Annotated in this window: 10 protein-coding genes; 8 read left to right on the top strand and 2 right to left on the bottom strand. The window is 65.4% G+C overall.

All coding sequences use genetic code 11. The annotated features are described in order from the left end of the window. Positions 1 to 170 precede the first annotated feature (170 nt). The 5 genes from efeU to ACTJKT_RS26460 all read left to right on the top strand — a co-directional run bounded on the left by efeU (position 171) and on the right by ACTJKT_RS26460 (position 5,887). Positions 171 to 1,013 carry an iron uptake transporter permease EfeU gene (gene efeU / locus ACTJKT_RS26480; RefSeq protein ID WP_440789159.1) on the top strand — a complete coding sequence of 281 codons (843 nt, stop codon included), beginning with the start codon at positions 171 to 173 and terminating at the stop codon, positions 1,011 to 1,013. Positions 1,014 to 1,022: 9 nt separating this feature from the next. Further along, entirely contained in the window at positions 1,023 to 2,222 is a 1,200-nt protein-coding gene (gene efeO / locus ACTJKT_RS26475) for an iron uptake system protein EfeO (RefSeq protein ID WP_440789158.1), read from the top strand. 18 nt (positions 2,223 to 2,240) lie between these two features. Beyond that, complete coding sequence (efeB, locus tag ACTJKT_RS26470) at positions 2,241 to 3,563, top strand: iron uptake transporter deferrochelatase/peroxidase subunit (RefSeq protein WP_440789157.1); 1,323 nt, start codon at positions 2,241 to 2,243, stop codon at positions 3,561 to 3,563. Positions 3,564 to 3,597: 34 nt separating this feature from the next. Next, positions 3,598 to 4,422 carry an iron uptake system protein EfeO gene (efeO, locus tag ACTJKT_RS26465; protein ID WP_440789156.1) on the top strand — a complete coding sequence of 275 codons (825 nt, stop codon included), beginning with the start codon at positions 3,598 to 3,600 and terminating at the stop codon, positions 4,420 to 4,422. Between the two features lie 265 nt (positions 4,423 to 4,687). Further along, on the top strand, positions 4,688 to 5,887 hold the full coding sequence (locus ACTJKT_RS26460) for an MFS transporter (RefSeq protein ID WP_440789155.1): 1,200 nt from the start codon (positions 4,688 to 4,690) through the stop codon (positions 5,885 to 5,887). 362 nt (positions 5,888 to 6,249) lie between these two features. Here the strand turns inward: ACTJKT_RS26460 and pssA are convergent, their stop codons facing one another. Continuing rightward, complete coding sequence (gene pssA, locus ACTJKT_RS26455; protein WP_440789154.1) at positions 6,250 to 7,593, bottom strand: CDP-diacylglycerol--serine O-phosphatidyltransferase; 1,344 nt, start codon at positions 7,591 to 7,593, stop codon at positions 6,250 to 6,252. Positions 7,594 to 7,799: 206 nt separating this feature from the next. Between pssA and ACTJKT_RS26450 the strand changes: the two genes are divergently transcribed. Both ACTJKT_RS26450 and ACTJKT_RS26445 read left to right on the top strand, forming a co-directional pair. Next, the gene (locus ACTJKT_RS26450) at positions 7,800 to 8,378 is read left to right on the top strand and encodes a TetR/AcrR family transcriptional regulator (RefSeq protein WP_440789209.1); all 579 of its coding nucleotides are present in this window, start codon (positions 7,800 to 7,802) and stop codon (positions 8,376 to 8,378) included. Between the two features lie 56 nt (positions 8,379 to 8,434). Then, entirely contained in the window at positions 8,435 to 8,914 is a 480-nt protein-coding gene (locus tag ACTJKT_RS26445) for a nuclear transport factor 2 family protein (protein WP_007932923.1), read from the top strand. A 126-nt stretch (positions 8,915 to 9,040) separates the two neighbouring features. On the opposite strand, the gene sfnG is transcribed toward ACTJKT_RS26445, so the two are convergent. Continuing rightward, on the bottom strand, positions 9,041 to 10,135 hold the full coding sequence (gene sfnG / locus ACTJKT_RS26440; protein ID WP_440789153.1) for a dimethylsulfone monooxygenase SfnG: 1,095 nt from the start codon (positions 10,133 to 10,135) through the stop codon (positions 9,041 to 9,043). Between the two features lie 365 nt (positions 10,136 to 10,500). Between sfnG and ACTJKT_RS26435 the strand changes: the two genes are divergently transcribed. Beyond that, positions 10,501 to 11,739: an acyl-CoA dehydrogenase family protein gene (locus tag ACTJKT_RS26435; RefSeq protein WP_440789152.1), complete on the top strand. Its 1,239-nt coding sequence runs from the start codon at positions 10,501 to 10,503 to the stop codon at positions 11,737 to 11,739. Positions 11,740 to 11,821: the final 82 nt, after the last annotated feature.

Below are 11,821 nucleotides of genomic sequence, written 5' to 3'. Positions count from 1 at the left end.
CACCGCAGTGCCTGCATCGCGGGCAAGCCTCGCTCCTACTGAAGCCATACCACGCCCCGCGAAACGCGCTCCGTTCAGCTCACGTTCAGCAAATGCCAACCATAGTCATTTGCGAATACGTATCATCATGCTACAACTTAGCTCCCTATCTATCTGCCCGCCGGTGCTGAATGCTCGTTCCATTTCTGATCATGCTGCGCGAAGGGATCGAAGCCGCGCTCATCGTTGGCATCATCGCCAGTTACCTGCAGCAGACCGGGCGCGGCCAGTGGATGCCGGCCGTGTGGATCGGCGTGTTTCTCGCCGCGGCCCTGGCCCTGCTGGTGGGCGGCGGCCTGGAACTGATGAGCGCCGAGTTTCCGCAAAAGCAGCAGGAACTCTTCGAAGGCATCGTCGGCCTGGTGGCCGTGGGCATTCTCAGTTCCATGGTGTTCTGGATGCGCAAGGTGGCGCGTTCGATCAAGCATTCCCTGCACACCTCGCTGGACCAGGCGCTGACCGGCTCCCGGCACCAGGTCACGGCGCTGATCGCCATGGTGTTCTTCGCCGTGGCCCGCGAAGGCCTGGAGACGGTGTTCTTCCTCCTCGCGGTGTTCCAGCAGAGCCAAGGCCCGGCCGCACCGATCGGCGCCCTGCTCGGCCTGGTGCTGGCAATCATTGTCGGCTGGCTGATCTACACCGGCAGCATGCGCCTGAACCTCGGCGCGTTCTTTCGCTGGACCGGCCTGTTCATCCTGGTGGTGGCCGCCGGCATCCTCGCCAATGCAATGCAGGCCCTGCATGAAGCCGGGGTCTGGAACCACCTGCAGGCCGTGCTGTTCGACTTCAGCGCCAGCCTGCCGATGGACGGCCCGCTGGGCTCGGTGCTGGCCGGCATGTTCGGTTACCAGGACGCCCCCACCGTCAGCACCCTGGGTGCCTACCTGCTCTACCTGCTGGTGACCCTGGTGCTGTTCTTCCTGCCCGGCGCGGCACCCGCCGCCAGCCCATCGTCTTCCGTTTCCAGCCACTAAGGCCTTTCCATGACCCAGCAAGCCTCCCCACAGCCCCCGGCACCGAGCGCCCTGCGCTGGGCGCTCGCGGGTTCCGTGATGGTGATGATCGCCGCCGGCGGGCTGTTCTATTACGCCTCGCAGCTGGCCGCCAGCAAACGCCAGGCGCACAAGGACGAAATCACCCTGACCATCCACCCCCACAGCTGCGAGCCGAACGCCCTGAGCGTGCCGGCCGGGCCGGCGAGCTTTCGTATCCTCAACCGTTCGGACCGCGCCGTGGAATGGGAAATCCTCGACGGCGTGCTGGTGGTCGAAGAACGGGAAAACATCGCGCCGGGCCTGAGCCAGGTGATCAACGCCAGGCTGCAACCCGGCGACTACGCCATCACCTGCGGCCTGCTGAGCAACCCGCGCGGCACCCTGCATGTAACCCCCACCGCCGAGTCCGACGCCCAGGCCAAGGCCCGGCCGTCGATGGTCGCCTTTGTCGGCCCGCTGTCGGAATTCCGGGTCTACCTGAGTAGCCAGGGCACGGCCCTGATCAAGGCCGTGAGCGCCCTGGAGCAAGCCATCCAGGCCGGCGACCTGGCCCAGGCCCAGGCTTTGTACCTGCCGGCGCGCGCGGCCTACCAGCGCCTCGCCCCGGCCGCCCAGCGCCTGGGTGAACTGGACAACAGCATCAACGCCCGCGCCGACTACTTCGAAAAACGCGAGCAGGACCCCAGCTTCGTCGGCTTCCACCGCCTCGAATACGCATTGTTCCAGCAACGCGACCTGAGTGGCCTGACGCCTATCGCCCAGCGCCTGCTCAGCGATGTCGGCAGCCTCAAGCAACAACTGCTGGCCCAGTCGCTGCCACCGGAGCAACTGGTCAGCCTGGTCGCCCGCGCCCAACGCAGCATCGCCGAGGTGCGCGCCAGCAGCGGCGAGGAAGAGCGCTACAGCCACAGCGACCTCAACGGCTTTGCCGCCAACCTGGAGACCACCCGCAAGGTCGTCGACCTGCTGCGGCCCCTGCTGGCCAAGCCCGCCGCGCCGTTGCTGGCGCAGATCGACAGCGCCCTCGGCGCCCTCGACAGCCAGTACGGCGCCTTGCGCACCTCCGAAGGCTACGCCTCCTACGACAGTGTCGGCGCCGATCAGCGCAAGCGGATCGCCGACCAGGCCAAGGTTCTGGCCGATGCACTCGATGGAATCGATCCCGCCCTTGGCCTTTCCGGCCTGTAAGCAGAAGACGCCCGCCCGATGAACGATTCAGACTCTTCCAATCCAGCTTTCTCCGCCCAACGCCGCCGTATGCTGCTGGACATGGGCGCCGCCGGTGTCGCCCTGGCCGGCAGCAGCCTGAGCTGCCCGGCGCTGGCAGCCCAGGCCGGGACAACCACCGCCCAGGTCACGCAAGCACCGAGCAGCGACAAGACCCAGGACCGCCACGACTTCCACGGCCAGCATCAAAGCGGCATCGTCACCCCGCGCCCTGCGGCCGGCATGCTGGTGGCGTTCGACGTACTGGCCAGCGATCGCGAAGACCTGGAGCGACTGCTGCGCACCCTCGACCAGCGCATCAAATTCCTCATGACCGGTGGCCCGGTCCCCCAGGTCGACCCGAAACTGCCGCCGCTGGACTCGGGCATCCTCGGCCCGGTGGTGACCCCGGACAACCTGACCATCACCGTCTCGGTGGGCGCCTCGCTGTTCGACGAGCGCTTCGGCCTGGCCCCGGCCAAACCCAGGCGCCTGATACGCATGGTCGGCTTCCCCAACGATGCCCTGGAGCCCGACAGCTGCCACGGCGACCTGAGCCTGCAGTTCTGCTCCAACACCGCCGACACCAATATCCACGCCCTGCGCGACATCGTGAAAAACCTCCCGGACCTGCTGCTGGTGCGCTGGAAGCAGGAAGGCAGCGTGCCGCCCCAGGCCCCGGCCCGTCCTGGCGAGCCGGCGCAGAGCGCGCGCAACTTCCTGGGTTTTCGCGACGGCTCGGCCAACCCCGACTCCAACGACCGCAAGGCCATGGAGCAGATCGTCTGGGTCCAGCCCGGCAGTGACGAACCGGCCTGGGCCGCCCACGGCAGCTATCAGGCGGTGCGCATCATCCGCAACTTCGTCGAGCGCTGGGACCGCACGCCCTTGCAGGAGCAGGAAAGTATCATCGGCCGGGTCAAGGCCTCGGGCGCGCCCATGGATGGCCAGCAGGAACATCAGGTGCCGGACTACCGCAAGGATCCCCACGGCCAGCTGACCAAGCTCGACGCCCACATCCGCCTGGCCAACCCGCGCACCGCCGAGACCCAGCGCAACCTGATCCTGCGCCGGCCGTTCAACTACTCCAACGGCGTGAACAAGAACGGCCAGCTGGACATGGGCCTGCTGTTCATCTGTTACCAGGCCGACCTGGAGCAAGGCTTCATCTCAGTGCAGAGCCGCCTCAACGGCGAGCCCCTGGAGGAATACCTCAAGCCGGTGGGCGGCGGTTATTTCTTCGCCCTGCCCGGCGTCACCGGCGACCGCGACTTCATCGGCCGCACGCTGCTCGAGGCCACCCAAGCGAAAACCAGCGCCTGACCACCACCCACATCACCCCCCACGGAAACGCCCCATGAAAAAGTCGCCTCTCGCTGTGTTGCTGACCCTTGGCTTGCTCCAGATTCCGCTGTCGGCGGTTGCCGCCACATCGCCGCTGGAGCTGGTGGGGCCGATTTCCGACTACAAGATCTACGTCACCGAGCAGCTCGACGAGCTGGCCAGCCACACCCAGGCCTTCACCGACGCGGTGAAGAAAGGTGACCTGGCCACCGCCAGGAAGCTCTACGCCCCGACCCGGGTGTACTACGAGTCGATCGAGCCGATCGCCGAGCTGTTCAGCGACCTCGACGCCTCTATCGACTCGCGGGTCGACGACCACGAACAAGGCGTCGAGGCCGAGGATTTTACCGGCTTCCATCGCATCGAGTATTCGCTGTTCGCCCGGAACTCCACCCAGGGCCTGGATGCGCTGGCCGACCGCCTGAACAAGGACGTCAAGGACCTGCAAACCCGCGTCGCCGGCCTGACCTTCCCGCCGGAAAAAGTCGTCGGTGGCGCCGCCGCCCTGCTGGAGGAAGTGGCCGCGACCAAGGTCTCAGGCGAGGAAGACCGCTACAGCCACACCGACCTCTACGACTTCCAGGGCAACATCGACGGGGCGAAGAAAATCGTCGACCTGTTCCGCCCGCAGATCGAGCAGCAGGACCCGGCCTTCGTCGCCAAGGTCGACAAGAACTTCGCCACGGTGAACAAGATCCTCGCCAAGTACAAAACCGCCGACGGCGGCTTCGAGACCTACGACAAGGTCAAGGATAACGACCGCAAGGCGCTGGTGGGCCCGGTCAATACCCTGGCCGAAGACCTCTCGACCCTGCGCGGCAAGCTGGGCCTGAACTGAGCCCTGGGGATCCGCCCCGATTCTGTAGGAGCGAAGCTTGCTCGCGATAAGTTCGCCAGGACGACGCGGTGAAATTTGAATACCGCCGCTGNGCGGCTATCGCGAGCAAGCTTCGCTCCTACAGACAAGCGTCCGGCCGGCATACCTATTATTCGCCCCATCACCCAGGCTGCTGGTCTACCCTCACCTGCGCCGATAACCCTGGGCGGCGGCGCGTTTTATCTATAACGTCCCGCGCACTCCTGACTTTCATGGAAGATTTTGCATGTCCACCCCAACGGCCCAACCGGCGCAGACCGCCGCCCCGTTCAAACTCTTGCCGCTGATGGTCGCCTACATGGCCTGCACCATGTCGATGATGGCCTTCGTCTCGCTGATCGGCCCGATCGTCCGTGTGCTCGGCCTGGCCACCTGGCAGGCCGGCGCGGCGGTGACCGTGTCCGGGGTGATCTGGATGCTCCTGGCGCGGCCCTGGGGCCAGGCCAGCGACCGCTTCGGGCGCCGTCGGGTGCTGCTGCTCGGCACGGCCGGCTTCACCCTCTCCTACTGGGCGCTGTGCCTGTTTATCGATGTCTCGCTGCACCTGCTGCCGGGCATGTGGCTGGCCTTTATCGGCCTGATGCTCGGGCGCGGCCTGATCGGGGTGTTCTATGCGGCCATTCCGGTGGGCGGCTTTGCCCTGATCGCCGACAACGTCGAGCCCGAGCATCGGGCCCGCGCCATGGCCACCCTGGGCGCCGCCAACGCCGTCGGCCTGGTGCTGGGCCCGGCCGTGGCCGCGCTGCTTGCCCGTGTCAGCCTGAGCCTGCCGCTGTACGCCATGGCCGTGCTGCCGCTGGCGGCGTTCCTGGTGCTGCTGTACAAGCTGCCGCGCCAGGAGCTGCACCTCAAGCAGGCACCGCGCTCGGTACGCCTGAGCGACCCACGGCTGCGCCGGCCGATGACGGTGGCCTTCGTCGCCATGCTCTGCGTGTCCATCGCGCAGATCACCGTGAGTTTCTATGCCCTCGACCGCCTGGGCCTGAACACGGCCGACGCCGCCCAGGCCGCCGGCATCGCCCTGGCCATGGTCGGCGTGGCGCTGATCTGCTCGCAACTGGTGGTGCGCAAACTCGAATGGCCGCCGCTGCGGATGATCCGCGCCGGCGCGCTGCTGGCCGCCAGCGGTTTTGCCGGCTGCATGCTGGTGGAGAATGCCTGGGGGCTGTGGCTGGGCTTTTTTGTCTCGGCGGCGGGCATGGGCGCGATCTTCCCGTCCTTCTCGGCCCTGGCGGCCAACGCCGTGGACGCCGCCGAACAAGGCGCCACCGCCGGCTCCATCGGCGCCGCCCAGGGCTTTGGCGTGGTGATCGGCCCGTTGGCCGGCTCGCTGATCTACGCCCTCGAACCGCGCCTGCCCTACCTGATTGCCGCGCTGTTGCTGCTGTTGGTGGCGGGCTGGCCGGCGGCGAAAAGCGCCAGGTGATCCCGGCGCTGATACAACTGTAGCCGCTGCCGCAGGCTGCGTACGTCCCGAAGGGGCGCAGCGATCTCGAGACCGATGAAGGCCCTGCGGGCCTTGTCGCAGCCTCGCGGGCTCGGCAGCGGCTACAAGATCGGGGCCTGGCTTCATGTAGCCGCTGCCGCAGGCTGCGTACGTCCCGAAGGGGCGCGGCGATCTCGAGACCGATGAAGGCCCTTCGGCCCTTATCGCAGCCTCGCGGGCTCGGCAGCGGCTACAGAATCGGGGCCTAGCTTCATGTAGCCGCTGCCGAAGGCTGCGATAAGCCCCGCAGGGGCTTCAGGGCCAGCAAGAACGACCCCATCGTGGATCGTTCGCCGCGGACCTCAGAGGATGCGGTAGAGCAACCGCTCGATCCGCACCCGGCTGACCCGGCGCAGGAACTTGCCGACGGCCGCCGGGTAGTCCACCAGGGTTTCCAGGCGCTGGAAGTGCTCGATGCGCTGGGTGTGGCGGAAGATCGTTTCCAGCTCCTGGCGCCGCGGCTCCAGCAACTCGCCCTTGGGGTCGTCGAGCAGCAAGGCGTTTTCCAGGTCGAGGCGGAAGGCCCGCGGGTTGAGGTTGTTGCCGGTGAGCAAGGTGTAGCGCTGGTCCACCCACATGCCCTTGAGGTGGTAGGTATTGTCGCCGTCGCGCCACAGGTGCAGGTTCAGGCGGCCGCTGTCGATGGCCTTCTGATGCCGCTTGGCGAAGCGCCGCAGGCTGATCTCGTAGAGGTACGGCAGCGCGGCGATGACCTTGAACGGCTCGCTCGGCGGAATGTAGAAGTCGTTGGCGGTCTTGTCGCCGACGATGATGTCGATCCTCACCCCGCGCGCCAGGGCGCGGTTGATTTCCCGGGTCACCGCCAACGGCAGGTTGAAATACGGCGTGCAGATGGTCAGTTGCTGCTGGGCGCTGGCGATCAGTTCGCAGATGACCCGGCTCAGCGGGTTGTTCTTGCCCACCCCGAGCAACGGGCTGACCGACAACGAGTCTTTGAGTACCCCGCCGGCACTGGTGTCGTAGGCCGCGTGCTTGAGGCGGCTGCGCAGATCGCCGATGTCGTTGCGCAGGCTGCGGGTGGTCGGCAGGTTCGGCAGGTCCAGGCGATGCACCGCCCGCGACGCCACCAGGCCATGCTGGACCAGGTGCTGCATGGAGTCGGCCAGCTCAGGGTTGTGCAGCAGGTGGTAGCGGTCGAAGCGGTACTTGTCGAACTTGTGCAGGTACACGTTGTTCAGGCTGGCGCCGCTGTAGATCACGCAATCGTCGATCACGAAACCCTTCAGGTGCAGCACGCCGAACAGCTCGCGGGTCTGCACCGGCACGCCGTACACCGGCACCTCACTGGCGTGGGTACGGGTCATTTCCTGGTACCAGGCCGAGTTGCCCGGCTGCTTGCCGGCGCCGATCAGCCCGCGCTGGGCGCGCAGCCAGTCGACCACGACCACCACGTCCAGCTCCGGGCGCGCGGCCTTGGCGGCGTGCAAGGCATCGAGAATTTCCTGGCCGGCCTCGTCCTGTTGCAGGTACAGCGCGACGATATAGATGCGCCGGGTGGCCTGGGCGATTTTCTCCAGCAGGCAACGGCGGAATTCGGCGGCGCCATTGAGAATGGACAGGTCATCGGCAGCCAGCGGGAAGCTGCGCAACTTGGGCAGCAGGGAACGTTTGAAAAGCGACGGCATAGGGCTCGCAGAAGGTCGAATCCAAAAGAGCGCAAGAGCTTACACCAAGGTGCCAGCTCGGGTCTTGCGGGGCGCTGTGAAGATTTGTCGCCTGTCCCTCACCCCCACCGCAAAACCGCTCGCAACTGGATAAGCGGCGATAATGATTTTGCGCGTGGAAAAATAACTTATTGACCAAGGAGAACGATCGTTCTACTGTACGCCACATGAACGAAATCACTAGCAACGACACACGCGACATCATTCTGGATGTCACCGAAAAGTTGATCTACAAAAGTGGCATCGCCGCCACTGGCATGGATCTCCTGGTGAAGACCGCCGGCGTCTCCAGAAAGAGCATCTACCGCTACTTCACCACCAAGGACGAACTGGTGGTGGCCGCCCTGCAACGCCGCGACCTGCGCTGGATGCACTGGTTCAGGAGCGAGGTCGGCAAGGCCCCGACGCCGGCCGCGCGCCTGCTCAACCTGTTCAGCGTGCTGGGCGACTGGTTCGCCTCCGAGGACTTTCGCGGCTGCGCCTTCATCAATACCAGCGGCGAGACCGGCGACCCGCAGGACTCGGTACGGGTGGTGGCCAGGGAACACAAACAGAAACTGCTCGACTACGTGTTAGAGCTCTGCAAGGAACACGCATCTGAAAAACCCGGCACCGGGGATCCGGAGGAGCAAGCCAGACAGCTGCTGATCCTGATCGACGGCGCCATTACCGTTGCACTTGTGATGGGTGATCGCAGTGCTGCCGATAATGCGCAATGCATGGCGCGAAAGTTATTGGACCTGTAATCCTTTAAAACAAGTTCGACACCCTGCTGAACCTCAACTTTCATTGGAGACTTTAAATGTCATCTAACGCTGAAGTTCGTCCGCCACTTCCCCCTTTCACCCGCGAATCGGCCATTGAAAAGGTCCGCCTGGCCGAAGACGGTTGGAACTCCCGCGATCCGCAGCGAGTGTCCCTGGCCTATACCCTGGACACCCAATGGCGCAATCGCGCCGAGTTCGCCCACAACCGCGAAGAAGCCAAGGGCTTTTTGACCCGCAAATGGGCCAAGGAGCTGGACTATCGCCTGATCAAGGAACTCTGGGCCTTTACCGACAACCGCATCGCCGTGCGTTATGCCTACGAATGGCACGACGACTCGGGCAACTGGTTCCGCTCCTACGGCAACGAGAACTGGGAGTTCGACGAGCATGGCCTGATGTCCAACCGCTACGCCTGCATCAACGACATGCCGATCAAGGAAAGCGAGCGCAAGTTCCACTGGCCGCTGGGCCGGCGCCCGGATGACCATCCGGGGCTGTCTGACCTCGGTCTGTAACCCGCTTCTGCTCTTGTAGGAGCGAGCGGGCGGCGATCCGACTTGCCCGCGATAAAGACGACGCAGTACGCCTGGCACACCGCGTTATCCTTCATCGCGAGCAAGCTTCGCTCCTACAGCTCACCTTCAGGCCGCGGCGTCCTCGCGCTTCAGCGCCGCCTGCGCCTCCAGCTCGCGCACCAGTGGCAACACGCGCTTGCCGAAGTACTCCACCTCTTCCTGGAAGTGCAGGAACCCCGCCAGCACCAGGTCCACGCCCACCGCCTTCAAGGCGACGATGCGCTCGGCGATCTGCTGCGGCGTGCCGATCAGGTTGGTCTTGAACCCGTCGTTGTACTGCACCAGGTCCTCGAAGGTGGATTTGGCCCAGTTGCCCTCGCCTTCCGGCGACGCCTTGCCCGCCTGTTTCGCCGCGTCGCCGAAGGCGTTCACCGCTTCCGGGTCGGCCTGGTCGATGATCTCGGCCAGCACCGCGCGCGCTTCTTCCTCGGTGTCGCGGGCAATCACGAAAGCATTGACCCCGACCTTCACCGAATGATTGTTGGCCGCGGCCTTGGCGCGAATGTCGTCGACCTGGGCCTTGATGCCTTCCGGCGTGTTGCCGTTGGTGAAGTACCAGTCGGACACCCGCGCCGCCATGTCCCGCGCGGCGCGGGAGCTGCCACCCTGGAACACTTCCGGCTGGCCCAGCGGCTTGGGCTTGAGGCTGTAGTTGTCGAAGCGATAGAAGTCGCCGCGAAAGCTGAAGTTGTCCTGGCTCCAGATGCCCTTGAGGGAACGGATGAATTCTTCGGAACGCCGATAACGCTCGTCATGCTCCAGCCAGTGTTCGCCGATGGCCTGGAATTCACCCTTGAACCAGCCGCTGACGATGTTCACCGCGATCCGGCCATTAGTCAGTTGGTCGATGGTCGCCAGCTGCTTGGCCGCCAGCGCCGGTTGCCAGGGGCCGGGCAGGATCGCGGCGATCACCTTGAGCTTCTCGGTGGCGGCCAGCAGCGCGTGGCTGAACGCCACGGACTCGTGCTGGAACTCGGCGCCGTAGCCGGCGGTGAAACGGATCTGGGTCAGGGCGTACTCGAAACCGGCGGCCTCGGCCAGTTGCGCCAGCTTGCGGTTGTAGTCGATGCCCCAGTGGGTGCGCTGCTCGATCTTGCTGACCACCAGCCCGCCACTGACGTTCGGCACCCAGTAGGCAAATTTCACGGCTTGCTGACTCATTGGCTTGTCCTCGCGACTGAAGTGTTCGAATAACAGTGTCCGGGGAACAGAGCAGCAAACGTGCCAGCCGCGAGACACCAGACACCCGGATCCCTGTAGCCGCTGCCGCAGGCTGCNGCAAAAGCGGCGCCTGCTACGCAGCCGATCGCAGCCTGCGGCAGCGGCTACAGGTAGACCGTCGAACCTCCCATGAACCGGTCGATTTGTTGATGCGCTGTTGGCTGGGCAACAGTTGCCGGCCAGCCACCCCGCCCTCGGCCCACTGATTACGCTCGCCCGCCTCCCGGCACGGACCGTGCAATCCCATCCGCAGAAACCACGCTTTTCACCACCGAGCCAATTTATTGCTGAGAAGGAGCTGTGCCATGACCGAACACCAGGTAATCAACCCATTGTCCATAGGCGTCGACTACGAAGCCCTGGCCGGGCGCTTCCGGCCGATCTTCAAGCGGATCGCCGCCGGCGCGGTTGAGCGCGAGCAATCGCGCAGCCTGCCGTACGAGGCGATCCTGTGGCTCAAGGAGGCCGGCTTTGGCGCGGTGCGGGTGCCGGTGGAATATGGTGGCGGCGGCGCCTCCCTGCCGCAGTTGTTCCAGTTGCTGATCGAACTGGCCGAGGCCGATTCCAACGTGCCGCAAGCCTTGCGCGGGCACTTCGCCTTTGCCGAGGACCGGCTCAACGCCGCCCCGGGGCCGGCGCGGGACCTGTGGTTCAAGCGTTTCGTCGAGGGCGACATCGTCGGCTGCGCCTGGACCGAGATCGGCAGCGTGGCCATCGGCGACGTCATCACCCAGGTCTCGCCGAATGGCGACAAATGGCGGCTCAATGGCGAGAAGTTCTACAGCACCGGGAGCATTTTCTCCGACTGGATCGATGTCTACGCCCGGCGCAGCGACACCGGTGGCGACGTGATCGCCGCAGTGCGCGCCCGCCAGCCGGGAATCGTGCAGAGCGACGACTGGGACGGCTTCGGCCAGCGCACCACCGGCAGCGGCACTTCGCGCTTTATCGATGCCGAAGTGGAGGCCGAGAACCTTATCGACTTCGCCACCCGCTTCAAATACCAGACCGCCTTCTACCAGTTGGTGCTGCTGGCGACGCTGGCGGGCATCGGCCGTGCGGCCCTGCGCGATGTCGCCCACGAAGTGCGCAACCGCAAGCGCATCTACAGCCACGGCAATGCGCCACGGGTCAGCGAGGATGCCCAGGTGCAGCAGGTGGTCGGCGAGATCTCGGCCCTGGTATACGCCGCCGAGGCCAGCGCAGTGCGCGCGGCTGAGCCGGCGCAGCAGGCGTACCTGGCGCGTTTTGCCGGTAATGACCAGGCGGAACGGGCGGCCAATGTCGCGGCGGAAATCCAGTCGGCCACCGCCCAGGTGGTGGTCACCGAACTGATCCAGCGCGCCACCAGCGAACTGTTCAATGCCCTCGGCGCTTCGGATATCCGCCAGGGCAAGGCCCTCGACCGCCACTGGCGCAACGCCCGCACTGTGTCGTCGCACAACCCGGTGATCTACAAGGCGCGCATCGTCGGCGATTGGGCAATCAATGGCAGCGAACCACCCTTCGTCTGGCAAATCGGCAACGGCCCCGAACGCCAATAACAGCCCCGCCGCCCTCAACGTAGGAGCGAGGCTTGCCCGCGATGGCGTCAATGGCCGCGCTGCTGTCCCGAAAGAATTGTGG

Origin of the sequence: Pseudomonas sp. 22526, from assembly GCF_052044735.1 — a bacterium.
In the GTDB taxonomy this organism is placed as follows: Bacteria; Pseudomonadota; Gammaproteobacteria; order Pseudomonadales; family Pseudomonadaceae; genus Aquipseudomonas; species Aquipseudomonas piscium.
The sequence above is the reverse complement of the archived record's forward strand: the minus strand, read 5'-3'. Positions and strand labels throughout refer to the sequence as shown.